A 25,911-nucleotide genomic window follows, 5' to 3' on the forward strand; every position below is an offset into this window, starting at 1 on the left:
TCCGCCACGGGCGGGAAGGGGGCATCACCCGCCGTGGCGCAGCACCCCGCCCACCACCGTCGCCACCACCCGGGTGTCGCGGATGGCCGCCGCATCGCCGCCGAGGATGTCGGTGTCGAGCACCGCGAGGTCGGCGAGCTTGCCGACCTCCAGGCTGCCCTTTTCGTGCTCCTCGCGCTGCGCCCAGGCGCCGAGCGTGGTGTAGGCGGCCAGCGCCTGGTGCGGCGTGACGGCCTCGCGGGCATCGAGGTCGGCGCCGGTCTGGCTGCGCCGCGTGACCATGGCGCCGATCGCGGTGAAGGGATTCACGCGGCACACCGCGAAGTCGGAATGCCCCGGCGCGGGGATGCCGGCGGCGATCAGGCTGCGATGCGGCCACATGTGGCGCATGGCGTCCTGCCCGCGATTGGCGACATAGGCCTCGCCCAGCTCGTCCATGAAGCCGGTGGCGGAGGAATCGACGAAGCCGCCGCGCTTCAGCCGGTCGAGGATCGGCGGCGTGACGTAGCAGCAGTGTTCGACCCGCATGCGATGGTCGGCCACCGGATGCGCGGCGAGTGCGGCCTCCATCACATCCAGCGCGAAGTCGATGCCGCGGTCGCCGACACCCTCGATCATCACCTGCAGCCCGGCCTTGTGCGCGGCGGTCGCGCGCTGCGTCAGGTCGTCGCGGTCATGCAGCAGCATGCCCGTGTTCGGCACCGGTTCGCCGGGCACCGCGGCGCCACGATAGGGCTCCCAATAGGCCGCGGTGCGCCCGGAGGTCGAGCAATCCGGGCACCATTCCACGCCCACCAGCCGCAGCCATTCGTCGCCGAAGCCCGACCGGATGCCCGCGCCGATCAGATGCGGGATCAGCGGTTCGTCGCGCCCCGAGGCGATGATGCCCATCCGCATCCGCCAGCGCCTGTCGCGGTGCATGTCCTGGTAGGCGCGGATCGCCTTGGACGGCGTCAGCGAATTCGCCACCGACGTGATGCCGTGGCGCAGGCATTCGTCCTGCACCATCTCCATGCCCTCGGCGATGTCCGCTTCGCTGTCGGCGCCGTGCACGGCATTGAGGAAGACATGCGCGGCGGTCTCGCGCACCAGGCCGGTGAAGGTGCGGGTGGCGGGGTCGCGGTCGAAGGCGCCGAAGGGCGGGTCGGGCGCATCCGCGGCCACGCCGCAGGCGGCGAAGGCGGCGCGATTGGCCAGGCCCAGATGGCCATCCGTGCGCAGGATGAAGACGGGATGCCCGGCGCTCGCTGAATCCAATTCGTCCAGCGTCGGGTAGCCGCCGGATGCACGTTCGTTCAGCCGGTAGAAGGCGCCCCAGCGCCCCGGTGGCAGCGCGCTGCACACGCGGTTGATGGTCGCGAGCAGCTCGGACCGCGACGCCACGCGATCCGGCGACACCAGCGTCCAGGTGCGCAGCCGCACGGCATAGGAATCCGGATGAGCGTGGCTGTCGACGATGCCGGGGATGACGCGCCGGCCCTGCGCGTTCAGCACGCGCGTGGCGGGGCCGATGTGCTCGCGCATCGCATCGCTGCTGCCCAGCGCCACGATCCGCCCGCCGAGCGCCGCAAGCGCTGCGACCTCGGTGCCCGCCGCGTCCATCGTCGCGACGCGGCCATCGAGCAGGACGAAATCTGCGTTCATGCCGCAGCCCTGTCGATGTGGTCGCGCAGCCGGTACCAGCCGCCGATCAGCGGCAGGAACCAGTTCGGGTTGCCGTTGTAGAGCGGCACCGTCGGGAAGCGCAGCCCGTCCAGCGCGAAGGGTTCGTTCTCGGCGCCGGCGATCTTCAGCGCCGCGCGATGGCCGAGCCAGGTCGCCATCGCGACACCCGACCCCTGGCAGCCGGCGGCGTAGTGCACGCCGCCCTGCACGCCGATATGCGGCAGGAAGTCGAAGGTGAAGGCCACGTTGCCGGTCCAGGCATGGGTGATCTGGACATCCTTCAATTCCGGGAAGACGGCGGTCATGAAGCCGTGCAGCACCGGCGCCGCCTGGTCGGGCGCGACCGGCCCGAAGCTCGCCCGCCCGCCCCACAGGATGCGGTTGCCATAGGGCGAGGGGCGGAAGTAGTTCAGCACCCGCTTGGTGTCGCTGATCATGCGGCGGCCGGGGAAGAACTTGTCGATGGCGTAGTGCGGCAATTCCTCGGTGGCGATGATGTAGGAGCCCACCGGGATCATGCGCCGCGCCAGCCAGGGCATGGCGGACCGCCCCTTGCCGTCGCGCGAATAGCCGTTGGTCGCGACCAGCACCGCCCCGGCGCGCAATTGCCCGCGGTCGGTCGCCAGGCGGAAGCCCGACCCGTCGCGCTTGATGGCATTGACGCGCACGCCATCGACCAGCCGCGCGCCGGCGCGGTCGGCGGCGGTGGCCAGGCCGCGCGCATACTTGCCCGGATGCAGGCTGCCGGACGCCTCGGCGATCATGCCGCCATGGTAGTGGTCGCTGCCCAGCGCCTCGTGCTGGCGGTCCTTGGGCACCATCGCGGTGGGCAGGCCGGTGACCTCGGCGATGAAGTCGGCGCGTGCGGCCAGCGCGTCGTAGTGCTTGCGCGTCCAGGCCGGCACGAAGCGGCCGCAGCGCACGTAGTCGCAGTCGATCGCCTCGCGCGTGATGGTTTCCTCGATGAAGGGAAAGGAGGCCGCGGCGGCCTGCGCGATGGCCTTGGCGCCGGCCGCGCCGTGCGTCTTCTCGAGCGCGCCGGAGGCCACCTTCAGCCCGCCCGAGACCATGCCCCCATTGCGCGAGGATGCCCCCCAGCCGATGCGCTCGGCATCCAGCACCGCGACCTCGTGGCCCAGCCGCCGCAGCGTCAGCGCCGCCGAGAGCCCGGCATAGCCGCCACCCACCACCGCCACGCCGATGTCGGTCGGCATGGTGCTGTCGCGCGTCGGCGGCTCGGCCGCCTCCCACCACCACGGGGTGGTCTTGAAACCGGGCGCGAGGAGCGCCTGCGCAGAGGTCATTGCCGGATCAGCCCGCCCATGGTGAGATTTCGTCCGGGAGAGTTTCACGCCGGCACGGCGGCAACCGCAAGTGGTGCCGCCAGGCGCCGCTGCACCTGGGCGTATTTCAACCCATGCGCAAGCGACAGGACCCGCCATGAATCGAGGAGAGACCGTGATGCAGAGCTTCCAGCAGGATTGCGTGGACCTTGCCCTGGCGAAGTACCGGCGTGGCGAGGTGGATCGCCGCACGCTGCTGGCCGGCCTGGCCGCCCTCGGCGCCGCGGTCTTCGCCGGCAACGACGCGCAGGCGCAGGCGGCGCGGCAGCTCGTCATGGTCAATTGGGGCGGCATCGCCAACCAGGGCTTCGGCAACTTCTACGGCGCGCCCTTCGTGGCGGCCAATGCCGGCTGGACCGTCGCGCAGGACAGCACCGGCCCGTCCGCCGGGCGCATCCGGTCGATGGTCGAGAGCGGGCGCGTCACCTGGGACCTGTGCGATTCCTCGGCGACCTCGTCCTTCCTGCTCGGCGGGCTGAACCTGCTCAACCGCATCGACTACAACATCGTCAACCGGGAGAACGTGATCGGGCCGGTCTTCGCGCTCGAACATGGCGCGGCGCCGTATTCATTCTCGAACGTGCTGGTCTATGACAGCAGCAAGTTCCCCACCGCGCCGACCGGCTGGGCGGATTTCTGGGACCTGCAGAAATTCCCCGGCACCCGCCTGCTGCGCCGCGACGCCGCCGGCACGCTCGATGCCGCGCAGCTGTCGCTCGGCAAGGACCCGGCCAATCTCTATCCGCTCGATGTGCGCGCGACCCTGGCGCGCGTGCGCGAGATCCGGCGCAACCTGGTCTTCTGGACCGGCGGCGCGGAATCCGAGCAGTTCATCCGCACCGGCGAGGCCGTGATGGGCCAGATCTGGCACACCCGGGCGAAGGTGCTGGAGCAGGAGAGCAACGGCCGCTTCAAGTTCATCTGGAACCAGGGGATCCTGCAGCCGGGCATCTTCGTGATCCCGCGCGGCAATCCGGGCGGCGAGATGGCGCAGCGGCTGCTGGCCTCGATGCTGGCCAATGCCGAACCGCAGGTGGAGCTGCTGAAGTTCCTCGGCAATGGCCCGACCAACCCGCGCGCCGCCGCCCTGGTGCCCGAGGAGTTCAAGCGCTTCAACCCGACCGAACCGGCCAATGCGCGCGTCCAGGTGGCGCAGAACGGCCGCTGGTGGGGCGAGAACTACGCGCGGGTGAACGCCGACTATATCGACATGGTGACCGGCTGAGCGCAGTCTTGCTGCGGCGCAGCAAGGGGCGGGCATCGGCGTGATCCTGGTGGTGAAGTCGGGCGGCGAGCAGGCATTGCCGGATTGGCAGGCCTGCTTCGCCGAGGTGGCGCCGCAGTTGCGATTGCGCTGGTGGGATGATCCGTCGGTCGACCCCGCCAGCATCGACTACGCGCTGGTGTGGGACCCCGAGCCGGGGCGGCTCGCGCAATTCCCGCGCCTGCGCGCGATCTTCGGGTCGGGCGCCGGGGTCGATTTCATCGCCGCCGATCCGCTGCTGCCGCGCAACCTGCCGCTGGTGCGCTGCGTGCCGCCGGAAGCGACGCAGCGCATGGGCGAGCATGTCGCCTGGGCGGTGCTGTCGCTGGCGAAGGATGCGCGGCGCATGGCACTGGCGCAGTCCCGCGGCGACTGGGACTATTTCGAAGCGCCCTTCGCGGCTGCGGCGCGTACGGTCGGCGTGATGGGCCTGGGTGCGATGGGGCTGCGCAGCGTCGCGATGCTGCAGGCGCTGGGCATCCCGGTGGTCGGCTGGTCGCGCACGGTCAAGGCGGTGGCGGGGGTTGATACCTTCGCCGGCGCGGCGGGGCTGCCGGCCTTCCTGGCGCGCAGCCGGGTGCTGGTCTGCCTGCTGCCGGCGACCGACGAAACCCGCGGCATCATCGCCGCGCCGCTGCTGGCGCGGCTGCCACCTGGCGCCGGCCTGGTGCATGTCGGGCGTGGCGTGCAGATGGTGTTGCCCGATGTGCTGGCGGCGCTCGACAGCGGGCACCTCGCCGGCGCGGTGCTGGATGTCTTCGACCCCGAGCCGCTGCCCGCCGACAGCCCGGCCTGGGCGCATCCGCGCATCACCGTCACGCCGCATGTGGGGTCGCTGCCGAGCCGCCTGGAACGCGCGCGCTACGTCGCCGACTGCATCGCGCGTTTCGAGCGCGGCGACCCCCTGCCCAACATCTACGATCCCGAGCGAGGCTACTGATGCCCCTGCCGCCCCCGCCGGTGAAGCCGGACCCCAGCCGCGTGCAGACCGAACGGGAGGTGCGCGAGGACCTCGCGGCCGCCTATCGCCTGGTGGCGCATTTCGGCATGACCGACCTGGTCTTCACGCACCTGTCCGCGCGCCTGCCGGGCGAGGGGCATCGCTTCCTGGTCAACCCCTATGGCCTGTTGTTCGAGGAGATCACGGCGTCCTGCCTGGTGGTGGTCGATGCCGATGGCGAACCGGCGCAGCCGACCGACTGGCCGGTGAACCCGGCCGGCTTCGTCATCCATTCCGCGCTGCATCGCGCGCGCGGCGATGCGATGTGCGTGATGCACACGCACACGCTGGCCGGCATGGCGGTGGCGGCGCAGACGGGCGCGCTGCTGCCGCTGAACCAGATCAGCATGGAATTCGACGGCCGCGTCGCGCTGCACGACTACGAGGGCATCGCCGATGACGACAACCTGTCCGAGCGCGACCGGCTGGTGCAGGACATGGTCAACCGCCCCTGCATGATCCTGCGCCACCACGGCTTGCTGACCGTGGGCAACACGGTCGCGGAGGCCTTCTACTGGATGTACTACCTGGAGCAGGCGTGTCGCATCCAACTGGCCGCGCAATCCTCCGGCGTGCCGCTGGCGGTGCCGCCGGCGCCGGTGGTGCGCCGCGCGCGCGACCAGTTCGGCACCGGCCCGACCAAGGGCTGGCTGCCCTGGCAGGCGCTGCGCCGCAAGCTGGATCGCGAGCAGCCGGACTACGTCGCGTGAGCGCCGCCGGGCACGCGCTGGCGATCCGCGGGCTGACCAAGCGCTACGGCGACTTCACCGCGGTGGATGACGTGTCGCTGGAGGTGGGGCAGGGCGAGTTCCTCACGCTGCTCGGCCCGTCGGGGTCGGGCAAGACCACCATCCTGATGGCGGTGGCGGGCTTCGTCGCGCCCAGCGCGGGATCGATCCTGCTGGACGGGCGCGACATCACGCCGCTGCCGCCGGAGAAGCGCAACTTCGGCATGGTGTTCCAGGGCTATGCCCTGTTCCCGCACATGAGCGTGGCCGACAACGTGGCCTTCCCGCTGCGCGTGCGCGGGCTCGGGCGGGCCGATCGCGACGCCAAGGTGCGCGCGGCGCTGGACCTGGTGCAGCTCGGCCAGTTCGCCGGGCGCCTGCCCAGGCAGCTGTCGGGCGGCCAGCAGCAGCGCGTCGCCCTGGCCAGGGCGCTCGTCTTCGACCCCAGCCTGCTGTTGCTGGATGAACCGCTCTCCGCACTCGACAAGAAGCTGCGCGCCGAATTGCAGGAGGAGCTGAAGGCACTGCACCGGCGGGTCGGCCGCACCTTCATCAACGTCACGCACGACCAGGACGAGGCGCTGTCGCTGTCCGACCGCATCGCCATCCTCAACCACGGCAAGCTGATCCAGTCCGGCGCGCCGGGGGAATTGTACGAACGCCCGCGCACGCGCTTCGTCGCCGACTTCCTCGGCAAGTCGAACTTCATCGAGGGCAGCGTGGCGTCGTCGGATGCCGGCGGCTTCGTGCTGGCGGCGGGCCCGGAGCGCATCGCCGTGCGCGGCCAAGGCGCGCCGGAGGGCACGCGGCGCCTGCTCTCCCTGCGGCCCGAGAAGATCGTGCTGCTGGGCGAAGGCGCCGGCGCCGACAACGTCGTCGAGGGCCGCCTGCTCGCCTGGTCGTATCTCGGCGCCGATTTCGCGCTGCGTGTCGCGACGCCGGGCCTGGGCGAGATCCGCGCCGTGCTGCCCGCCTGGCAGGCCGCCTTCGCGCCGGCCGAGGGCCTGCCGATCCGCCTTGGCTGGTCCGCCGATGCCGCCGTGCCGGTCGAGGACGACGCGCCATGACCGCCGCCGGGCGTCCGGGCATCGGCTGGTGGCTGCTGATCCTGCCGGCGCTGCTCCTGCTGCTGGCCTTCTACATCGCGCCGATCGTGCAGGTGCTGGCGATCAGCGTGACCGAGCCCGAACCGGGCCTGGGCAACTACGAACGCATCTTCACCTCGGAATCCGTGCAGCGCGTGATCCTGACCACGCTGCGGATCTGCCTGATCACGACGGTGCTGGCGCTGCTGCTGGGCTATGCCATTGCCTATGCCGTGACGCTCGCCACGCCGCGCGCGCGGGGGTGGTGGATCCTGGCGGTGCTGGTGCCGCTGTGGATATCCGTGCTGGTGCGCGCCTTCGCCTGGGTCACGCTGCTGCGCCGCCAGGGGCTGGTGAACAACACGCTGATCAATGCCGGCGCCATCACCGAACCCCTGCCGCTGGTGTGGAACGAATTCGGCATCATCGTCGGCATGGTGCACTACATGGTGCCCTTCGCCGTGCTGCCGATGATGGCCTCGATGCGCGAGATCGACCCGCGCCTGCTGGCCGCCGCGCGCGGATTGGGCGCATCGCGCGGGGAGGTGTTCCGCCGCGTCTTCTTCCCGCTGTCGATGCCCGGCGTGATCGCCGCGGCGGTGCTGGTCTTCATCTTCTCGCTCGGCTTCTACATCACGCCGGCGATCCTGGGCGGCGGCAAGACGCTGATGGTGGCGGAATGGATCAGCCTGCAGATCCTCGACCTGATCCGCTGGGGGCTGGGGACCATGATGGCGACCATGCTGGTGCTGACCATCATCGCCACGCTGGCGGTGTTCTCGCGCCTGGTCGACCTGCGGCGCATCTTCGGGTCGGGGGCCTGAGGCGATGGACGGCATCCATCCGCCCGGACCGGCGGCGCGCGGCCTGGCCTGGGCCACGGCGCTGTACCTGCTGCTGCCGATCCTGATCATCGTGCCGGTGGCGCTGACCGACCAGCGCTATCTGTCGCTGCCGCAGGATGGCATTTCCTTCCAGCATTTCCGCACCGTGCTGGCCTCGCCGGAATGGCTCGGGTCGATCTGGCAATCCTTCACCATCGCGGTGGCGGCCACGATCCTGTCGGTGGTGGCGGGCACGCTCTGCGCCATCGGCTGCTGGCGCATCTCGCGCCGCGCGACGGAACTTGTGCGGGTGCTGATGCTGCTGCCGCTGATCATCCCGTCGATCGTCTATGCCATCGGGCTGTACCGGTATTTCGGACCGCTCGGGCTGCTCGACCGCTTCGCCGGCGTGGTGATCGCGCATGGCGTCACCGGCATTCCCTATGTGGTCATCACCGTCTCGACCGCGCTGGCGGCCTTCGACCCGCGGCTTGAACAGGCGGCGCGCGGCATGGGCGCGTCGCTGTCGCAGACGCTGCGCTGGGTGATCCTGCCGCGCATCGCGCCGGGCATCTTCTCCGGCGCCATCTTCGCCTTCATCCATTCCTGGGACGAGCTGGTGATGGTGCTGTTCATCGCCTCGCGCGATGTCTTCACCCTGCCGCGCCGCATCTGGGACGGCATCAACGAGAACCTGGATCCCGCCATGGCCGCGGTCGCGGTGCTGCTGGTGCTGTTCACCACCCTGCTGCTGATGGTCGACCGCGCGCTGCGCCGCCGCAGCGAAGGCTGACGCGCTTCAGCCGCGCGGCGCCGCCCGCCGGCGCCGCCAATGGCCCAGCGAGATCCACCCGCAGCCCAGCAGCGGCAGCGCCATCGCGCCCAGGATCAGCGGCCGCAGCAGGGCATCGAGGAACCACCGCTCGGCCTCCTGCGGCCGGCCGGGCGGGATGTACAGGCGCAGGCGGTCGCCTTCGCCGAGCCGGTTCAGATCCTCGGCGACGGGGCGCAGGGTGATGGTGACCTCGCCCGTGCCGTCGGGGCTGAAGAAGCGCAGCACCGGCGCGACGGTCGGGATGGTCACGCTGCGGTCCAGGTGGTCGCGCGATTCGGCGGTGCCAGGCTCCAGGCGCACGACTTCCGCATCCACCAGGTCGGCACCGAGGATGCGGACCGCCGGCCCCAGGCTGGCCATCGCCGCGACCAGCGGGAAGGCGGCGATGACGAAGAAGGCGATCGTGCCGGGCAGGCCGAAATCCAGCAGCGCCCGGGGGCCGGGCGGCGGCGGCCGCTCCGCCTGCATCAGCGCGTGGAACAGGGCGATGCGCTGCGCGTCCTGCAGCACGCCGCCGGCTTCCTCGAAGCGCAGCAGGTCGCGCGCGCCGATCCCCGCCCGCTCGGCGACCTCCAGCGTGGTCAGGCCGAGCGCCACCCGGCGTTCGCGGAACTGCGCCGGCGTGATGGCGAAAAGCGGGTCGGGCGGCGTCTCGCGCATGCTGTGCCCCGGTTGCTGCGGCCGGGCGGCGGCGCCCCTGTGCCTGCCGCCATGATGGCGTAGTCTGGCGCAGAAGCTTCGCCGCTTCACCAATCGAAAGAGGACGCCCGATGGCCCAGGCGATGAGCGAATTCGACCACCGCTACAACATGCTGATCGAACGCTTCGCGTCCGAACCCGAGCCGGCCTTCAACAGCGACGCCGAGCAGACCGCCGGCTGGGGCCGCCGCTGGGGCTGCGCCAACGACATCGGCCGCCTGCGCGTGGTGCTGATGCACCGCCCCGGGCCCGAGATGGCCGTGCTCGACACCCTGCCGCTGATCCCGGAACTGGGCGCCCATGGTGATCCCGCGACGGGTGCCTATTGGCGCGGCGAGGTGATCCCGAGCCTCGCGGAACAACAGGCGCAGCATGATGCGCTCGTTGCCGCGCTGCGCGAGGAAGGCGTCGAGGTCGTGATGCTCAACGCCGCCGCCCCCGGCCGCCACAAGTCGATCTACACGCGCGATTCCTGCATCGCCGTCGATGGCGGCGCCGTGGTCACCCGCATGGGCCCGCGCATCCGCCGCGGCGAGGAACGCCCCGTCACGCAGACCCTCGCCGCGCTGGGCATGCCCATCCTGCGGACCATCCACGGCACCGGGCTGATGGAGGGCGGGTCCTTCGCCTATATCCGCCCCGATGTCGCGGTGGTCGGCGTCTCCTCCCGCGTCAACGAGGAAGGCGCGCGGCAGCTGGAAGAAGTCCTCGCCGTGCAGGGCACGCGCCTGATCCGCGTGCAGATCCCCGGCTACCGCCTGCATATCGACGGCGCCTTCGTGATGATCCACCACGACGTCGCGCTGGTGAATCCCTCCACGCTGCCCTTCGTCTTCATGGAGGAACTGAAGCGCCTGGGCGTGAAGATGATTCCGCTGAACCACCAGGACCCGTCCTGGGCGATCAACTGCCTGGCGGTGGCGCCGGGCCGCGTGCTGATGAGCGACCAGGTCGGCCCGCGCACGCAGGAGGCGCTGGACAAGGCCGGCATCAGCGTGCGGCTGGTGACCTACGACAAGGTGTATCTGGGCGGCGGCGGCATCCATTGCTCGACCTCGCCGCTGGTGCGCGACGCGGTGTGATGGCTGGGGCGGTGTCCGCCCGGCCGGGCTCGCGGCAGGGCCTTGGTCGCGGCGTGCCGCGCGGCGCCTTCGCCCGATCGGATGAAGCCGCCTGATCGGGGCCTGCGCTACGGCAGCGCCGCCAGCACCGCCTTTGCCGCCGCGACCGAGGGCAAGCCCTCCGGCGCGCGCAGCAGCGCCAGCGCCTCCGCGAACCCCGCGCGCTGCGCCGCCGCCACGGCGGGATCAAGCATGGGGCGCAGCAGCGCCTCGGCCAGGGCCTCGGGCGTGCAATCCTCCTGGATGCGTTCGGGCACCACCTCGCGCTCGGCCAGCAGGTTCACCAGGGAGGCATGCGGCACCTTCACCAGCCGCCGCACGATCGCCGCCGTGATCGGGTTCACGCGATAGGCGACGACGTGCGGAATGCCCGCCACCGCCATCTCCAGCGACGACGTGCCGGACTTGATCAGCCCCGCCCCGCCGGAGCCCGCCACCGCGGCGAAGGCATCGTGCTTGGCGTCATTGCCATCCAGCAGGATCGGCGCGGCGGGCCAGTCGGCGGCGGCGGCGCGCACCGCATCCGCCACGATGGGCGCGACCGGCAGCACCGCGCGCAGGCCCGGCAGGCGCTGCGCGGCGATCCGCAGGGCGGCGCCGAACACCGGCAGCAGGCGCGTCGCTTCCATCCGCCGGCTGCCGGGCATGACGATGACCGGGCGCTCGCCCTCGGCCAGCGCGTGCGTCGCGCGGAAGCGCGCGGCATCGCCGGCATCGGCACCGCTTTCCAGCACCGGATGACCCACGAAGGTGACCGGGATGCCGGCAGCCTCGAAGAAGATCGGCTCGAAGGGCAGCAGGCAGAGGATGCGGTCCACCTTGCGGCGCAGCTTCACGACGCGCCCCGGCCGCCAGGCCCAGACCTGCGGCGCCACGTAGTGCACGATGGGCTGGCCGATCGGGCGCACCATTTCCGCCAGGCGCAGCGTGAAGCCGGGGCTGTCGATGGTGACGATCACATCCGGCCGGCGCGTCGCGACATCCGCCGCGGCATCGGCCAGCAGGCGCTTCAGCCGGAAGACCTTGGGCAGCACTTCCAGCAGCCCCATCAGCGCCAGTTCGCGATAGTCGAACAGGCTCACCACGCCCTGTTCCGCCATGCGCGGCCCGCCGATGCCGGCGAATTCCAGTTCGGGCCGCTGCGCACGCAGCGCCGTGATCAGCCGCGCGCCCAGCACGTCGCCGGAGGCCTCGCCCGCCACCACATACACCAGCGTCATGCGAAGGCCGCCGGCGCGGGGCGCGCGAAGGGCGCGCGTGGCCAGTCGCGGTGGTTGCGGACCTGGCCGTCCTCGCGCACACGGTCGATGCGCGCGGGGTCGAGCTCGCAGAACACCCATTGCTCGGTATCGGGCGCGCCGCGCGCCAGCACGCCGTCCTCGGGGAAGCCGCGGTCGATCGGGCCGAACACCGCCGCATGGCCGCGGTTCACATCCAGCGCGGCGGACCAGGGTGCGACGCCCACGGTCGGCGTGATGGCGACGTAGCACTGGTTCTCCATCGCCCGCGCCGCCGCGCCGATCGCCACGCGGTTGAAGCCATGCACCGTGTCCGTGCATGACGGTGCGAGCACCAGCCAGGCCCCGGCCTCGACCTGCGCGCGCACATGCTTGGGGAACTCCACATCGTAGCAGATGGAAATGCCGATCCGCCCCCAGGGCGTGTCGAACACCGCCGGGTCGGCGCCGCGCGTGACGCCCCAGCGTTCCGTCTCGAAGCGCGTCATGGCGCGTTTTTCCTGGAAGGCGAGGCGGCCATCCGGGGCGATCAGCGGCGCGCGGTTCACCACGGCGCCGTCGTCGCGGCGCATCGGCAGCGTGCCGGGCAGCAGCCATACGCGCAGCCGTTGTGCGGCCGCGCGCATCGCCGCCAGGATCGCCGGTGCGGCATCGACCATGGCGGCGAGTTCGCGCGCCTCGTCCGTGGCGCCGCCGGCCAGCGCGGCACCCAATTCGACACAGGCGTATTCCGGCAGCACCAGCAGGTCGGCGCCGGCGCGCCCGGCGTCGAGCCGCGCTTCCAGCGCGCGCGCGAAATCCGCGACGCAGCCGGGCCGCGCCACGCCGTATTGCAGCAGCCCCAGGCGCAGCGGCGCGGTCACAGCGGGTCCTTCACCCAGAAGCCGAGCGCATGCGGGCTCTCGCGCGCATCGCCCACTTCCTTCCAGTCGAAGACCACCGAGATATCGGCGCGGCGCACGAAGCCGCGCTTCGTCCAGAAGGCATCGAGCGGCACGTAGCCGGGCGGCGTCCGCGGGTCGTTCACGTTGCGCACCACCGCGCAGAAGGCCGCGGCCGGCAGTCCCAGCGCGCGGGCATGCGCTTCGCGCTCGATGAAGAACCGCACGCCGGCGCCGCGGCCGCGATAGTCGGGCAACAGGACGCTCTCGCCGAAATAGCAGAAGCGCGCGGGGTCCAGGCCGCGTCCGCGGAAGGCAGCCTGCACGCGGGCATTCGCCTCGGCCATCGGCTGGCAGGTGGCGCAGCCGACGGCGCGGTCGCCATCGATCGCCGCGACCACCGCGGCGCCCGGGCTGGCGGCATAGGCTGCCAGGTAGCCTTCCTCGTAGCCGGCCTCGCCCTCGTACAGATAAGGCCAGTCGCGGAACACCGCGATGCGCAGCCCGGCCAGGCGGGGCAGCCAGGCGCGCAACGCGTCGCCCTGCAATGTCTCGAAGCGAAGGGCGTCGGGCATGGCGCGATGATTAGAGCAGATCCCGATCGGATGGAATTATCCGAACGCGTGAAGTTGCTCGTGGAAACAAGGGTCTAGAGCATGCTGCGTTCGCCCGCGCTCACTTAGCAGGCTCTAGCCTGCTGTTTTCAGGGCATCGTCACGCGTTCGGATGATCCCATCTGAACGCGATCGGCTCCAGAGGCATCGAAGCGAGCGAGGGCGAGCGCACATGGCTGTGGGCGCGCACGAGACCTGGCCGGGACGGGCGCTTGGGCCCGGCACGGGCAGGGCCATGCAGGCCGGTGCCAGGTGTTCCGGCCCTGCGTTCAGCGGTCGCGCACCACCCGGAAACCGGCGAAGGCGAAGCGGTCAGCCGCACCGCCGCGCACGCGGTTGCCGGCACGCACATACCAGGGCAGGTGGCTCCAGGACCCACCGCGCATCGCGCGCGTCGAGCAATCGCCCGTCACCCGCGCCGTGCCGTTCTGCGGCTGGCCTTCCAGCGAGGGGTTCAGGCAGTCCTGCGACCATTGCCAGACATTGCCCAGCATGTCGTACAGCCCAAACGCATTGGGCCGGAAGCTGCCGCCGGGCGACGTGTAGACGTGGTTGTCGGTGCACCGGAAGGTGAAGGCCGGCCGGCGATCGAGGTTCAGCGCATTGGCCAGCGTCAGGTCGGCGACATTGGCGTATTGGCAGGCGATGGTGCTGCTGTCGCCCCAGAACCGGGCCGTGGCGGTGCCCGCGCGCGCGGCGTATTCCCATTCGGCCTCGCTCGGCAGGCGATAGCGCCGGCCGGCCTTGCGGGTCAGCCAGTTGGTGTAGTTGGTGGCGTCCTCCCAGCTCACGCAGACCACCGGATGGTCGTCGCCCTGCGGAAAGCCCGGGTCGCGCCAGGACAGCCCTCGGCGCTCCAGGTATTCGTAGCTCGCGCCGTTGTTCACGAAGGTCCAGCAGCCGGTGCCCGGCTCGAAGCCGGTCTCGGCGACATAGGCGGCGAATTCGCCGCGCGATATGGCGCGCTGCCCCATACCGAGGCCGGCCGGAATGACGATCCGCAGTTGCGGCGCGGATCGCCCGCGCACATCCGCCGGCACGCCCTCGCGCTCTTCCTCGATGGGCGGCACGCCCATGGTGAAGGACCCGCCGGGCAGCATCACGACCTCGGGGCAATCCGGGCAGTCGCGGAACGGCGTGCGGGAGGCCGGCTGCGCCGAGGCCGGCGCCGCCCACAGGATCGCGGCAACGAAGACACCCGCCAGAACAGACAGGACGCGGGCGACCTTGGCTGCGAGCATTCGAACCTCCCGATGGCGGTCGCAGCGTAACGCAGCGACATGAGGAAATGGTAGTCACGCAACGAACAGCGCCCGGCGTTTGTCGGTTTTTCTGCCATGCCACGCCCAAGGCGGCGCGGTGTTGCGCCATCATTTCCGACGCGGGGTTGTGCCATGCAGGGATCAGCCGTGACTTGCGGTCGCTGCGAACGGTTCACACTGCCAGCATGGCGCGTGCTTGCGGCATCCGATGCACGCGCCGGACGACCAGGGGCCAGGCAGCACGCGCGCCCCGTGGCGCGGGGTCAGGCGCCGTACAGCGCCTTCGGATCGACCAGCGGCGCGGCGATCTCGGCGATCGCGTCGTCGCGGATGGCGCGGAAGAAGCAGGTGCGCCGGCCGGTGTGGCAGGCGACGCCGACCTGGTCGACCAGCGCCAGCAGCGTATCCCCGTCGCAGTCGATGCGCAGGTCCACCAGCGACTGCACCTGGCCCGAGGTCTCGCCCTTGCGCCACAGCCCGCCGCGCGAGCGCGAGAAGTAGCAGACCCGCCCGGTCGCCAGCGTCTCGGCCACCGCCTCGGCATTCATCCAGGCCATCATCAGCACCTCGCCGGTATCGTGCTGCTGTGCGATGCAGGGCACGAGGCCGGCGGCATCGAAGCGCAGCGCATCCAGGAAGCGGGCGGTGGTGTCGGCACTGGTCATCCCCAGATGATACAGGATCATCGGGACCGGAGGCGAGGATCACCCATGCTGGACGCGGCGGCACGCGATCGGGCCCTGCAGGAAGCCGAGCAGGCCTGCCTGCGCCGCGGCGCGCAGCTCACGCCGCTGCGCCGCCAGGTGCTGGAGCTGGTGCTGGAGGCGCAGGCCCCGGTCGGCGCCTATGCCCTGCTGGACCGGCTGAAGGCGCAGCGCCCGGGGGCGGCGCCACCCACCGTGTACCGCGCGCTGGATTTCCTGCTGGAGCACGGGCTGATCCACAAGGTGGAGCGGCTGAACGCCTTCATCGGCTGCACAGATGCCGGGCATGGCCACGCCCATGACCACGGCCATCCACACCAGTTCCTGATCTGCCGGAACTGCGGCGCCACGGCCGAGATCGCCGACCATGCGGTCTCCCACGCCATCGAATCGGCGGCGCGGCGCGCCGGCTTCGTCCTGGCGCTGGCAACGGTCGAGATCGAGGGCACCTGCGCGCGCTGCGCCGCCGCCTGATCCCCCGGCTTGGCGCTGCGTCCCGCCGTGGCGTTGCGCGCCTCCGGCCGTCGCCTTGCGATGTATCATTGCCCGGCGCGCCGGCCGGACTAGTCTGCCCCCGGTGCGAGAACGACCGCGGCCATGACGGCCGGGGCAAGGAGGACGACAGCCGCCATGCTTTCCCTGAACCCGATCCGCGCGCTCCGCCGGGGGGGGCTCGCCCTCGCCGTCGCGGGCTGCGCCTTCGCCGCGCCCGCCGTCGCGCAACCCGCCGCCCCGTCCGGCGGCTTCACCGCGGCCGACCTGGCGCGCGCCTGCGGCCCGGCGGCGAACGACGCCAATGCGCCGGCCTCGCGCGCGGCGTGCTACGCCACCCTGGTCGCGATCGGCCAGACCCATGCGATCTACACCTCCGGCCGCCAGGCAGCGCGGCCCGTGTTCTGCCTGCCCGAGCCCTCGCCGCAGATCGAGACGGTCTCGGCGGCCTATGTCTCCTGGGTCGCGGCGAACCAGCAATATGCCGGGGTGCGCGCGGCCGAGGGCGTGCTGCGCTTCGCCGCCGCCACCTATCCCTGCGCCGCGCCCGCCGCCGCGCCGCGCCGCCGCTGAGCCGGAGGAGAACGCCATGACGACCTTCAAGTCCCTTCGCCTCGTCGCCGTGCTGGCGGCCGGCCTTGGCCTGGCCGGCTGCGCGGGCATGTCCGACAGCCAGCGGGCCACCGCCACGGGCGCGGGCATCGGCGCGCTGGGCGGTGCCGCGATCGGCTCGCTGTCGGGCAATGCCGGCTGGGGTGCGCTGATCGGTGCCGGCGTCGGCGGTGTCAGCGGCTACGCGATCGACCGCGGCCGCCGCTGATACACGCTTCGGACGGCGCATCGCGCGCCGTCCGCGGCGCGGCCATGCCCGCCATTGCGGCCGGCCGGGCCGCTTCCGGGCGCCGCGCCGCCACCGCAGGGCCCGCGAGGCGCGTCGCCGCAGCGCCTGGCGCTGCGGCCGCGAGGATCTGGCGGCCTGGCGCCACCCGCGCCATCGCGCTGCGGCCCGCCCGCTGCCACGTCCGATTGCACAGGCCCGACGGCGACGCTTGCGACCGCGCGCGCCGCTGCCGATGCTGTGGGCCGGCGGGCGAGTCGCACCAGGCCCCGCCGCATGGCGCAGCAGGCGCCAGTGCAGGAGGAGATCAGCCCGGATGCGACTTCCCCAGATCCTGGCGGTGGCTTTGGTCGCCGCCGCGCCGGCCGCCGCGCAGGCACCAGCGCGCGGGTCACACACCGCGACGGTGGGCGAACTCGCGACGCTCTGCGCCGTGCCCGCCGGCGACCCGTCCTTCGCCCATGCCAGCGGGCTGTGCCGCGGCTTCATCGGCGGCTTCGCGCAGTACCACGCCGTGATGACCCAGCCCGGCACGCGCCACCGCCCGCTATTCTGCGTGCCGACGCCGCCGCCGTCGGGCGAACAGGCCGCTTCCGCCTTCGCCGCATGGGCGCGCAGCAATCCGCAGGCGGCGGGCGAACTGGCCGTGGACGGCCTGGCCCGCTGGTTCATCGCCACCTATCCCTGCCCGGCCGCGCCCCCCGCGCGCCGCCCGGCGGCACGCTGAGACGGAGGGCGCAGATGCGCAGGATCATCATTCTTCCCGTCGCGGCGCTGGCAGTCGGCCTCGGCGGCTGTGCCGGCAACGACCACATGACCGCGGGCGGGCGCGACGTGCTGCTGGGCGGCGCCGGCGGCGCGCTGGCCGGTGCGGCGATCGGGTCCTTCACCGCCAGTGCGGGGGCCGGCGCGCTGATCGGCGCCGGGGTCGGCGTGGTCGGCGGCTACCTGTGGCACCAGCACGAAATCGCCGAGCGCCAGGCGGCCGAACGCCGGCAGGCGCAGCTCAACGCGGCGTATCAGCGCGGCGTGCAGCAGGGCGAGCGCAGCCGCACCACCACGCGCACCCAGTAGCGCCGGCGTCGCGCCGGGTTTCCCCGGCGCGGCCTGGCGTCAGCGCGGCAGCGTCGCCATGCCCTGTTCGAGGTCGGCGATCAGGTCGGCCACGTCCTCCAGGCCGATATGGATGCGCATGGTCTGCCCGCCCAGGTCCTCGCTGGTCGCGGTGCGCGTGATCGACCCCGAGGTCGGCAGCGCCAGGCTCTCGTAGCCTCCCCAGGACGCGCCGATGCCGAACAGCTTCAGGCTGTCGATCAGGCGGAACATGTCGGCTTCCGTATAGACCGGCTGCAGCACCACGCCGAACAGCGAGCACGACCCGCGGAAATCCCGCGCGAACAGCGCGTGCTGCGGATGCGACGGCAGGCCCGGATGCAGCACGCGCTGCACTTCCGGCCGGCCTTCGAACCAGCGCGCGACGGCCAGGCCGCTCTGTTCCTGGTGCTTGAGGCGCACCGGCATGGTGCGCGCGCCGCGCAGCGCCAGCCAGCAATCGTCGGGGGCGGCGAAATGCCCCATCTGCGAGGCCGCGGTGCGGACCTTGAGGTAGTCTTCCTCGGTATTCGTCGTGATCGACCCGAGCAGCACGTCGGAATGCCCGCCGACATACTTGGTCAGCGCCTGGATCGAGACATCCACGCCGTGCTCGAAGGGCATGAAGTTGTGGATGCCCCAGGTGTTGTCCATCATCACCGTGCAGCCGCGCGCATGGGCGGCGCGGGCGATCGCCGGGATGTCCTGGATCTCGAAGGTGTGGGAGCCGGGGCTCTCGGTGTAGACCACCTTGGTGTTGGGCTGGATCAGCGCGGCGACCTCGGCCTCGCCGATCACCGGGTCGTAGAAGGTGGTCGCGATGCCGTATTGCGCGAGCAGGCCGTTGGCGATGTTGCGCGCCGGGCCGTAGCAGCTGTCGGGCAGCAGCAGGTGGTCGCCGGTGCTCAGATACGCCATCAGCGGCACGGTCACGGCCGCGAGGCCCGTGCCGACCAGCACGCAGCGGGTGCCGCCCTCGATCTCGCAGATCACGTCCTCAAGCGCGTAGTGCGTCGGGCCGCCGGCGGTGCCGTAGGTCATCACCCGGTTGAAGCGGTCCTTGGCGTAGTCGCGCCGCGCCTGGGTATTGGGCATCAGCACGGTGGAGCCGCGATGCACCGCCGGGTTCACGAAGCCATGCGCGCGCGTGCCGGCGCGCCCGGCATGGGACATGCGCGTGGCGAAGCCCTGCGACTTGTGCGGAGGGGTCAGGTCATCGGGCATGGTCAGGCGCTCTTCTGCTTGATGGTTTCGGGCCGCGAGGCCCATTCGGTCCAGGATCCGTCATAGACGGCGGGTTCGGGCAGGCCGGCACGCACCATGCCGAAGGCCAGCACGCAGGCGGTCACACCCGACCCGCAGGAGGTCACCACCGGCTTGCCGCCGGTCGCACCCGCTGCGGCGAAGATGGCGCGCAGCGTCGCCGGGTCCTTCGCGCGGCCATCGGGGCCGGCCATCTCGCTGACCGGCACGTTCGCCGCCCCCGGCATGTGGCCGGAGGGCAGCCCGGCGCGCGGTTCCGCCGCGCTGCCATCGAAGCGGCCCTTGGCCCGCGCATCGATCACCAGCGCCGAGCCATCGGCCACGATGCGCTTCACGTCGCCGATGCCCGCCAGCATCGACGCCCGGAAATCCGGCACGAAGGTCGTGGCTGCCGGGGCAGGGGCCTCGCCGGTCTCGACCGGACGGCCGTCCTTCACCCAGGCCGGCAGCCCGCCATCCAGCACCGCCACCTTGTCGTGGCCGAACAGCCGCATCATCCACCAGCCGCGCGGCGAACCCCGCAGCCCGTGCTGGTCGTAGAACACCACGCGCGTGTCGTTCGCCACACCCAGCGCGCCGACCATGCGCGCGAATTTCGCCGGCGTGGGCACCATGTGCGGCAGGTCGGTCTCGTCATCGGCGATCCTGTCGATGTCGAACAGCCGCGCACCCGGGATGCGCGCCGCGCGGAAGGCATCGTGCTTGTTGCCGGCTTCGTTGGGCAGGAAGGTCGAGCAGTCGAACACCACCAAGTCCGGCTTGCCCAGTTCGCCCGCCAGCCATTCCGTCGTCACCAGCATGTCCATGCGCGTCACTCCCCCGCCAGCACCAGCGTCACGCGCCGGTTGGCCTTGCCCTTGTTCTCGATCCTGGTCACGTCGACACGCCCGATCTCACCGGTGCTGCGAACATGCGTGCCGCCGCAGGGCTGGAGATCCACCGGCGCGGCGGGATCGCCGATCCGCACCAGCCGGATGCGCCCCGACCCGCGCGGCGGCTGCACCGACAGGGTGCGGACCAGGGACGGGTTGGCATCCAGCTCCGCCTCGGTGATCCAGGTGTCGGTCACCGCATGGTCGGCCGCGACGAGCGCGTTGAGCGCTTCGGTCAGTGCTTCCTTGGTCGGCGGGTCCGGCAGGTCGAAATCAAGCCGCGCCTTCTCCACCGCGATCTGCCCGCCGGTCACGCCGGCGCCGGGGATCAGGCTGCACAGCAGGTGCATCGCCGTGTGCAGGCGCATGAAGCGATGGCGGCGGTCCCAGTCCAGCACCGCGGTCACCTCGGCGCCGACATCCGGCAGCGCGGCGCCAGGCACCGGGACGTGCAGCACGGTGTCGTCGGGGCCCTTCACCGCCTCGGCGATGGCGGCCTCGCCGCCCGCCCAGCGCAGCACGCCCGCATCGCCCGGCTGGCCGCCGGCGCGCGCGTAGAAATTCGTGCGGTCCAGCACCACGCCCTCGGGCGAGCTTGCCACCACGCGCGCGGTGGCCTCCCGCGCATAGGCATCGTCGCGATACAGCAATCCGGTCGGCATTCAGGCGGTCCAGTCGTTGAGAAGTGCCGCGCGCCGGCGCGCGAAGCCGGACAGGCAGAGCGCGCCGGTGGCGTTCGACATGCGGTTGTCGTCCAGCATCGCGATCGCGTCGGCGGCGTCCAGCACCAGCAGGCGGATATCCTCGTGCTCGGCATGCAGGCCATGGGTGCCGGCGTGGCCGGGCCCGGGCAGGCGGCAGCGCGCGAGGAAGATCGTGATGCCCTCGTCGCAGCCGCCCTGACTGAGGATGTAGCGGCCCATCGGCAGCAGGCGGTCGGCGACCAGGCCGGTTTCCTCGGCCAGTTCGCGGCGCGCGGCCTCGGCGGGGTCCTCGCCCTCCTCCAGCAGGCCGGCGGGGCATTCCACCATCACCGGGTCGAAGCCGCCGGCCAGGGCGGGCAGGCGGAACTGTTCGATCAGCGCGACGCGGTCGGCCCAGGGATCCCACGGCAGCACCGCCACCGCCGGGCCGCGGCGCCACAATTCCCAGGTCTGCAGCCCGCCCTCATGGCCGTCGAAGCGGGTGCGGCGGAAACGGATGCGCTGCAAGGGGAAGCGTCCGTCCCAGACGACCTCGTCCGAGAGCACGCTCAGGCCGGGATGCGCGGGGATGGGCTTCGCCTTGGGCGGTCTGGCGCTCATGCGCGGCGGAAACTACCCTCCGCGCCAGGAACCGTCCATGACCCCCGAATCCTCCAAGCGTCCCGACGCGGCCCCAGGCGACGCGGCCTGCCACGGCGCGACCGCGGACCCGGCCGCGATCGCGCGGGCGCGGCGCCGGGGCATCATCCTGGTGGTGATCGCGACCTTCACCTTCGCGCTCTCGGCCGCCTGCGCGAAGGCGATCGGCGCCGCCATCCCGGTCGCCGAGGTCATCCTTTTCCGCAACCTGTTCGCGATCCCGGCCCTGCTGCCGGTGGTGCTGGCCGCCGGCGGCTGGGCGGCGTTGCGCACGCGCAATCCCATGAGCCACGCCGCGCGCACGGTATTCGGCATGATGGGCATGGTCGGCGCCTTCTACGGCTACGTGCACCTGCCGCTGACCACCGTGACGGCGCTCGGCTTCACCATGCCGCTGTTCCTGACCGTGCTGTCGGTGCCGCTGCTGGGCGAACGCGTGGGCTGGCGGCGCGGCCTGGCGGTGCTGGTCGGCTTCCTGGGCGTGCTGATGATGGTGCGCCCGGGCGGCGAGGGAATGCGCGGGGAGGGGCTCGCGGTCACCCTGTGCCTGCTGGGGTCGGTCGGCTGGGCGCTGGCCATGATCACCATCCGCCGCATGGGCGAGGCCGGCGAGAGCGCCGTCGCGATCGTCTTCTGGTTCGCGGTGGGGTCGGCGGTGCTGGCGGGGATCGCCTCCGTGCCGGTCTGGGTCTGGCCGAGCCCCTGGCACTGGGCGTTGCTGGCGGGGATCGGGCTGATCTCGGCCCTGGCGCAGGTGCTGATGACCGATGCCTACCGGTCGGGCGAGACGACGCTGCTGGCCCCCTTCGAATATGCCGGGATCGTCTGGACCACGGCGCTGGGCGCCTTCATATGGGCGGAATTGCCCGACGGCTGGGATTTCGCCGGAATCGCCGTGCTGGTGGGGGCGGGGCTGTACATCTGGCACCGCGAAGTCACGCTCGGGGTCCGGCGCTGATCCCCGCCACGGCACGGCATCCGACGATCGACTTGTCGGCGCGCGCCCCCGCAAGCAAAGGTCTCCGTCGATGACCGCCGCCGCGCCCCGGCCGCCCGCACCGCCCGCACCGCCCGACCCGCCTGCGCGCACGAGCTGGCGCGAGGCCGACCGCCTCGCCGCGCTGCGCCGCTATGGCATCCTGGATGCCGAGGCGCAGTTCGACGACTTCGTGAAGATCGCCGCGCAGATCTGCGATGCCCCCATCGCGGTGGTCAACTTCATCGACGAACACCGCCAGTGGTTCGCGGCGGAACTCGGCCTGGGCGTGCGCGAGACGCCGCTCGATGTGTCGATCTGCGCGCATGCCATCCTGCAGCCGGGCGTCTTCGTGGTGCCGGACCTGACGCAGGACCGGCGCTTCGATGGCAACCCGCTGGTCACCGGCGACCCGCGGCTGCGCTTCTATGGCGGCGCCCTGCTCGAGACCGCCGCCGGCCTGCCGCTCGGCACCATGTGCGTGCTGGACTACCAGGCGCGGCCGCAGGGGCTGACGGAACACCAGGCCTTCGCGCTGCAGGCGCTGGCGCGGCAGATCATGGCGCAGCTCGAGATGCGCATCCTGGTCGCCGAGAAGGAGCTGCTGGTGCGCGAGGCGCATCACCGGGTCAGCAACAGCCTGCAGATGGTCCAGTCGATCCTGACGCTGCAGGCCGGCAAGGCCGGCGACTCCGAAGCGGGCTTCCTGCTGCACGACAGCGCGGCCCGCGTGCAGGCCTTCGCCGAGATGCACCGGCATCTGTACAAGTCGGGCGCCGGCATCGATGTCGGCCTCGCCGACTATCTCGGCCGGATCATCGACCAGCAGAACGCCGCGCTCGGGTCGGCATCCGGGGGCAGGCGCGTCGTGCTGTCGGCCGACCAGGCGCGCTGGCCGGCGGCCGACGCCCAGGCCATCGGCCTGGTGGTGCTGGAACTGGTGGCGAACGCGATCAAGCACGGCCAGGGCGTGGTCAGCGTGACGGTCGGCAGCGCCTGCGGCCGGCTGCAGCTGTCCGTCGCGGATGAAGGCACCGGCCTGCCCGCGGCGTTCGACCCCGCCGCCGGCATGGGGCTCGGCATGGTCATCCTCGGCGGGCTGGTCAGCGCGCGTGGCGGCGAGATCGCGGTGGATCGCTCGCGAGCCCAGACCCGCTTCGTCGTCACGCTCGCCACGCCGGCGGAGGCGTAACGGGGCGGCCGACGCGATCCGGACGGGTCCGAGCGCCGCGCGGTGGCGGTCGTGGCGGTGGTTCTTGCGCTGCGGGATCTGATGCGCATTTCGCTTGCGAGGGGCGTGCGACGTCGGGTTAGTGGCCGCGCGGCGCCTCGGCATCGCCAAGCAAGCCCAGGGACACGCATCATGAACACCGCCGTTCCACCCGGCCGCGGCGGACCGGCCGGGACTTTCGCGGCCGCGCCGGTCGCCAGCCAGCCGGCACCCCGCACGGGCTTCACCACGGCCGGGCTGCCGCCGGCGCAGCAATTCGATGCCTGGCGCCACCAGGCCGTGCCCTTCCTCGACATCACGCCCCCGGCTGCCGGCGCCGCGGCCGGCTTCGAGGCCGGCGCCACGACCCTGCGGTTCGGGCCCTTCCTGATGTACGCGTCGCGGCTGCCGGCCCATGGCCATGCGCGATCCGCCGCCCGCATCCGCCGCGATTCGCTCGACCACTGGATCATCGCCATGTGCCGGCGCGGCACGCACCGCCAGCGCAGCGGCGAGACGATGATCGAATGCCGCCCGGGCGTCCCCTACGTGCTCAGCATGGCCCGTGCCTTCGAGGCGCAGCGCAGCGGCGGGGAGATCGACTGGGTCACGCTGCATGTGGCGCGCGACTCGGTGCCGGAACTGGAGGCGACGCTGGCCTCCTCGCTCCATGCGCCGCTCGATGGCGCGGCGGGGGTGCTGCTCGCGGGCTTCATGGCCGGGCTGCGCGACGGGGTGGACAGCGTGCAGGCGGCGGACCTGCCGCATCTCGCGACTGCCGCCCAGGCCTTGCTGCACGGCGCGCTGCACCCGGCCGGCGCGGGCGGCGCGCTGCAGCTGGAACAGCTCCAGCTCGCGCGGCTGCGGCGCATCATCCGCGACAACCTGGGCGCCGCGACGCTCACGCCCAGGCGTCTCGCGGCGCTGGCGGGCATGTCGCGATCGCAGCTCTATCGCCTGTTCGAACCGATGGGCGGCGTCGCGCACTTCATCAAGCGCGAGCGCCTGCGCCGCGCGCGCCGCCTGCTGTCGGACCCGTCGGAACGCCGGGACATAGCAACGCTGGCCGAGGAGGCCGGCTTCTTCGACCCGTCATCCTTCAGCCGCGCCTTCCGCCGTGAATTCGGCTGCACCCCGCGCGAGGCCCGCGCGGCGGAGCTGGCCGGCGGCGCGCCGGCAGCGGCCGCACCGGCGCGCGGCACCGTTCTGGCGCTGCTGCGGGACCTGTAGAGCAGATCGCGTTCAGATGGGGTCATCTGAGCGCGTGAAGATGCTCTGAAAACAACAGGCTAGAGCAGATCGCGTTCAGATGAGGTCATCTGAGCGCGTGAAGATGCTCTGAAAACAACAGGCTAGAGCCTGCGACGCGAGCGCGCGCGAACGCCGCATGCTCTGGCGCCGGGCCTGCCGGAACACCCGCGCGACATCGGCGGCGCGGCGCAGCGGCCGCGGATCCGCCGCGACCGCGGGCGGCATGGTCAGGCCGCCCGCGCGCGGCCCTCAAGGAATTCGATCACCACCGCGTCGGCGCCGATCTGCAGCGCGAGCCCCGTGCGCTGCGGCCGCAGGGCCAGGCGGACGCCCTGCGAATTGACCAGCCACAATGTGCCGGGGATCTCCGCGCCGGGAACCACCGCCCCGCCGCGCAATTGGCCATAGACGCCGGCGAAATCCTCGACCCGCCGCAGGTTGTACACTTCTCCTTCGGCGCGGATGCGGGCCATGCCCGCGCCGCCGGCGCCGACGCCGCGCATGCGGAACGGGCGGCCCACGCCCTGCTGCGTCAGGACACCGCTGCCCCAGGAGACCTGGCCGATGACGCCGACGCGCCAGTTGCGCAGCACGACCGTGGCATCGGGGGTCGGCGGCGGTGGCGGGGTAGTTGCCGCCTGCGGCGCGGCCGGCGGTTCGGCGGCGCATCCGGCGATCACCAGGGCCGGCAGGGCGAGCAGGAGGTGGCGCCGCGTGGCGATGGGCGAGTGCATCCGATGTTCCCCTTGGCGACGGCAAAGGCGCCTTGGCGCCCACGACAGGAGCTACTGCCCCTCTGACCCCGGCGTAAGCGCGCGGCGACCGGGCTGGACCACCCGGCCCAGTGCCCGGACGCAGGGCCAAGCGGCCGGCGGTGCTACAGCGCCTTGCGGAACCATACCCGGGCATGGCCCGCCGGCATGCCATCGAGCCGGCCGAATTCGGCATACCCGTTGCGCTGCCAGAAGCCCGGCGCCTGGAAGCTGAAGGTGTCGGTATAGGCGTTGGTGCAGCCGCGTTCGCGCGCGATGGCTTCGGCGCGGGCCAGCAATTCGCCACCGACGCCCTTGCCGCGCATCTCCGGGCTCAGCCACAGCCAATCCACGAACAGCCAGCCCCAGAAGGTCAGGCCGAGCAGCCCGCCCAGCGTCTTGCCCTCCGGGTCGTGCACCAGCAGCGTGACGGGCTCGCGGTCGTAGTCGCCGCCCATTTCCTGGTTGAAGGCGTGCAGGCCGCGCTGGATGGCGCCCACCGCCTCGAATTCCGGCGCGGCGTCCTCGACGATCTCGAAGCCGCGCGTCTCAGCCATGC

29 protein-coding genes are annotated in these 25,911 nt (G+C 71.9%); 15 read left to right on the top strand and 14 right to left on the bottom strand.

Annotated features, from left to right (window positions below; genetic code table 11):
* Nucleotides 1–24 precede the first annotated feature (24 nt).
* Entirely contained in the window at nucleotides 25–1,644 is a 1,620-nt protein-coding gene (locus LQ222_RS07555) for an amidohydrolase (RefSeq protein WP_230165540.1), read from the bottom strand.
* Nucleotides 1,641–2,969 carry an FAD-binding oxidoreductase gene (locus LQ222_RS07560; RefSeq protein ID WP_230165541.1) on the bottom strand — a complete coding sequence of 443 codons (1,329 nt, stop codon included), beginning with the start codon at nucleotides 2,967–2,969 and terminating at the stop codon, nucleotides 1,641–1,643. The genes LQ222_RS07555 and LQ222_RS07560 overlap by 4 nt, the downstream gene beginning before the upstream one ends.
* A 157-nt stretch (nucleotides 2,970–3,126) precedes the next feature.
* Between LQ222_RS07560 and LQ222_RS07565 the strand changes: the two genes are divergently transcribed.
* Genes LQ222_RS07565 through LQ222_RS07590 form a run of 6 tightly spaced genes read left to right on the top strand, consistent with a single transcriptional unit; the run spans nucleotide 3,127 to nucleotide 8,702 of the window.
* Nucleotides 3,127–4,233: an extracellular solute-binding protein gene (locus tag LQ222_RS07565; protein ID WP_230165542.1), complete on the top strand. Its 1,107-nt coding sequence runs from the start codon at nucleotides 3,127–3,129 to the stop codon at nucleotides 4,231–4,233.
* 40 nt (nucleotides 4,234–4,273) lie between these two features.
* Nucleotides 4,274–5,212 (top strand): glyoxylate/hydroxypyruvate reductase A, encoded by a 939-nt coding sequence (locus LQ222_RS07570; protein WP_230165543.1) that lies wholly within the window; start codon nucleotides 4,274–4,276, stop codon nucleotides 5,210–5,212.
* Nucleotides 5,212–5,982, top strand: a complete 771-nt coding sequence (locus LQ222_RS07575) for a class II aldolase/adducin family protein (protein WP_230165544.1) — start codon at nucleotides 5,212–5,214, stop codon at nucleotides 5,980–5,982. The genes LQ222_RS07570 and LQ222_RS07575 overlap by 1 nt, the downstream gene beginning before the upstream one ends.
* Nucleotides 5,979–7,067: an ABC transporter ATP-binding protein gene (locus LQ222_RS07580; protein ID WP_230165545.1), complete on the top strand. Its 1,089-nt coding sequence runs from the start codon at nucleotides 5,979–5,981 to the stop codon at nucleotides 7,065–7,067. Before LQ222_RS07575 ends, LQ222_RS07580 begins: the two co-directional genes overlap by 4 nt.
* On the top strand, nucleotides 7,064–7,909 hold the full coding sequence (locus tag LQ222_RS07585) for an ABC transporter permease (RefSeq protein ID WP_230165546.1): 846 nt from the start codon (nucleotides 7,064–7,066) through the stop codon (nucleotides 7,907–7,909). The genes LQ222_RS07580 and LQ222_RS07585 overlap by 4 nt, the downstream gene beginning before the upstream one ends.
* A 4-nt stretch (nucleotides 7,910–7,913) precedes the next feature.
* On the top strand, nucleotides 7,914–8,702 hold the full coding sequence (locus LQ222_RS07590) for an ABC transporter permease (RefSeq protein WP_230165547.1): 789 nt from the start codon (nucleotides 7,914–7,916) through the stop codon (nucleotides 8,700–8,702).
* A 6-nt stretch (nucleotides 8,703–8,708) separates the two neighbouring features.
* Here the strand turns inward: LQ222_RS07590 and LQ222_RS07595 are convergent, their stop codons facing one another.
* Nucleotides 8,709–9,404: a DUF3592 domain-containing protein gene (locus tag LQ222_RS07595; RefSeq protein WP_230165548.1), complete on the bottom strand. Its 696-nt coding sequence runs from the start codon at nucleotides 9,402–9,404 to the stop codon at nucleotides 8,709–8,711.
* A gap of 110 nt (nucleotides 9,405–9,514) precedes the next feature.
* On the opposite strand from LQ222_RS07595, the gene LQ222_RS07600 reads away from it, so the two are divergent.
* A complete protein-coding gene (locus LQ222_RS07600) occupies nucleotides 9,515–10,525 on the top strand; it encodes a dimethylarginine dimethylaminohydrolase family protein (protein WP_230165549.1) in 1,011 nt (336 codons plus the stop codon).
* Nucleotides 10,526–10,632: 107 nt separating this feature from the next.
* Here LQ222_RS07600 and lpxB read toward each other — a convergent pair whose 3' ends face one another.
* The 5 genes from lpxB to hisI all read right to left on the bottom strand — a co-directional run bounded on the left by lpxB (nucleotide 10,633) and on the right by hisI (nucleotide 15,224).
* On the bottom strand, nucleotides 10,633–11,784 hold the full coding sequence (gene lpxB, locus LQ222_RS07605; RefSeq protein WP_230165550.1) for a lipid-A-disaccharide synthase: 1,152 nt from the start codon (nucleotides 11,782–11,784) through the stop codon (nucleotides 10,633–10,635).
* Nucleotides 11,781–12,665, bottom strand: coding sequence for a carbon-nitrogen hydrolase family protein (locus LQ222_RS07610; protein WP_230165551.1), 885 nt, complete (start codon nucleotides 12,663–12,665; stop codon nucleotides 11,781–11,783). The genes lpxB and LQ222_RS07610 overlap by 4 nt, the downstream gene beginning before the upstream one ends.
* The gene (locus LQ222_RS07615; protein ID WP_230165552.1) at nucleotides 12,662–13,258 is read right to left on the bottom strand and encodes a GNAT family N-acetyltransferase; all 597 of its coding nucleotides are present in this window, start codon (nucleotides 13,256–13,258) and stop codon (nucleotides 12,662–12,664) included. The genes LQ222_RS07610 and LQ222_RS07615 overlap by 4 nt, the downstream gene beginning before the upstream one ends.
* Before the next feature lie 308 nt (nucleotides 13,259–13,566).
* Nucleotides 13,567–14,538: an SUMF1/EgtB/PvdO family nonheme iron enzyme gene (locus LQ222_RS07620; RefSeq protein WP_230165554.1), complete on the bottom strand. Its 972-nt coding sequence runs from the start codon at nucleotides 14,536–14,538 to the stop codon at nucleotides 13,567–13,569.
* A gap of 284 nt (nucleotides 14,539–14,822) precedes the next feature.
* Nucleotides 14,823–15,224, bottom strand: coding sequence for a phosphoribosyl-AMP cyclohydrolase (gene hisI / locus LQ222_RS07625; RefSeq protein WP_230165556.1), 402 nt, complete (start codon nucleotides 15,222–15,224; stop codon nucleotides 14,823–14,825).
* A 45-nt stretch (nucleotides 15,225–15,269) separates the two neighbouring features.
* On the opposite strand from hisI, the gene LQ222_RS07630 reads away from it, so the two are divergent.
* The 5 genes from LQ222_RS07630 (at nucleotide 15,270) to LQ222_RS07650 (ending at nucleotide 17,667) form a co-directional block, all read left to right on the top strand.
* On the top strand, nucleotides 15,270–15,737 hold the full coding sequence (locus LQ222_RS07630) for a Fur family transcriptional regulator (protein ID WP_230165558.1): 468 nt from the start codon (nucleotides 15,270–15,272) through the stop codon (nucleotides 15,735–15,737).
* 156 nt (nucleotides 15,738–15,893) lie between these two features.
* A complete protein-coding gene (locus tag LQ222_RS07635; RefSeq protein WP_230165560.1) occupies nucleotides 15,894–16,328 on the top strand; it encodes a Rap1a/Tai family immunity protein in 435 nt (144 codons plus the stop codon).
* Between the two features lie 16 nt (nucleotides 16,329–16,344).
* Nucleotides 16,345–16,575, top strand: a complete 231-nt coding sequence (locus LQ222_RS07640; protein ID WP_230165561.1) for a glycine zipper family protein — start codon at nucleotides 16,345–16,347, stop codon at nucleotides 16,573–16,575.
* A 334-nt stretch (nucleotides 16,576–16,909) separates the two neighbouring features.
* Nucleotides 16,910–17,320, top strand: coding sequence for a Rap1a/Tai family immunity protein (locus LQ222_RS07645; protein WP_230165562.1), 411 nt, complete (start codon nucleotides 16,910–16,912; stop codon nucleotides 17,318–17,320).
* Between the two features lie 14 nt (nucleotides 17,321–17,334).
* Nucleotides 17,335–17,667, top strand: coding sequence for a glycine zipper domain-containing protein (locus LQ222_RS07650; protein WP_230165563.1), 333 nt, complete (start codon nucleotides 17,335–17,337; stop codon nucleotides 17,665–17,667).
* A gap of 39 nt (nucleotides 17,668–17,706) precedes the next feature.
* On the opposite strand, the gene metC is transcribed toward LQ222_RS07650, so the two are convergent.
* The 4 genes from metC to LQ222_RS07670 are packed head-to-tail and all read right to left on the bottom strand — an operon-like array spanning nucleotide 17,707 to nucleotide 21,124.
* A complete protein-coding gene (gene metC, locus LQ222_RS07655) occupies nucleotides 17,707–18,909 on the bottom strand; it encodes a cystathionine beta-lyase (protein ID WP_230165564.1) in 1,203 nt (400 codons plus the stop codon).
* A 2-nt stretch (nucleotides 18,910–18,911) separates the two neighbouring features.
* Entirely contained in the window at nucleotides 18,912–19,754 is an 843-nt protein-coding gene (locus LQ222_RS07660; protein WP_230165565.1) for a sulfurtransferase, read from the bottom strand.
* 5 nt (nucleotides 19,755–19,759) lie between these two features.
* Nucleotides 19,760–20,482 carry an alanyl-tRNA editing protein gene (locus tag LQ222_RS07665; protein ID WP_230165566.1) on the bottom strand — a complete coding sequence of 241 codons (723 nt, stop codon included), beginning with the start codon at nucleotides 20,480–20,482 and terminating at the stop codon, nucleotides 19,760–19,762.
* Nucleotides 20,483–21,124 (bottom strand): NUDIX hydrolase, encoded by a 642-nt coding sequence (locus tag LQ222_RS07670; RefSeq protein ID WP_230165567.1) that lies wholly within the window; start codon nucleotides 21,122–21,124, stop codon nucleotides 20,483–20,485.
* A 37-nt stretch (nucleotides 21,125–21,161) separates the two neighbouring features.
* Here LQ222_RS07670 and LQ222_RS07675 point away from each other — a divergent pair, with 37 nt between their 5' ends.
* The 3 genes from LQ222_RS07675 (at nucleotide 21,162) to LQ222_RS07685 (ending at nucleotide 24,579) form a co-directional block, all read left to right on the top strand.
* The gene (locus tag LQ222_RS07675; RefSeq protein WP_230165569.1) at nucleotides 21,162–22,121 is read left to right on the top strand and encodes a DMT family transporter; all 960 of its coding nucleotides are present in this window, start codon (nucleotides 21,162–21,164) and stop codon (nucleotides 22,119–22,121) included.
* Nucleotides 22,122–22,191: 70 nt separating this feature from the next.
* Nucleotides 22,192–23,331, top strand: a complete 1,140-nt coding sequence (locus tag LQ222_RS07680; protein WP_230165570.1) for a sensor histidine kinase — start codon at nucleotides 22,192–22,194, stop codon at nucleotides 23,329–23,331.
* Between the two features lie 171 nt (nucleotides 23,332–23,502).
* On the top strand, nucleotides 23,503–24,579 hold the full coding sequence (locus LQ222_RS07685; protein WP_230165572.1) for a helix-turn-helix domain-containing protein: 1,077 nt from the start codon (nucleotides 23,503–23,505) through the stop codon (nucleotides 24,577–24,579).
* Between the two features lie 248 nt (nucleotides 24,580–24,827).
* Here the strand turns inward: LQ222_RS07685 and LQ222_RS07690 are convergent, their stop codons facing one another.
* Together LQ222_RS07690 and LQ222_RS07695 are read right to left on the bottom strand one after the other, a co-directional pair.
* Nucleotides 24,828–25,334 (bottom strand): hypothetical protein, encoded by a 507-nt coding sequence (locus tag LQ222_RS07690; protein WP_230165574.1) that lies wholly within the window; start codon nucleotides 25,332–25,334, stop codon nucleotides 24,828–24,830.
* Between the two features lie 143 nt (nucleotides 25,335–25,477).
* Entirely contained in the window at nucleotides 25,478–25,909 is a 432-nt protein-coding gene (locus tag LQ222_RS07695) for a GNAT family N-acetyltransferase (RefSeq protein WP_230165575.1), read from the bottom strand.
* Nucleotides 25,910–25,911 lie beyond the last annotated feature (2 nt).

It is taken from the genome of Roseomonas sp. CECT 9278 (genome assembly GCF_918698155.1).
GTDB lineage: Bacteria > Pseudomonadota > Alphaproteobacteria > Acetobacterales > Acetobacteraceae > Neoroseomonas.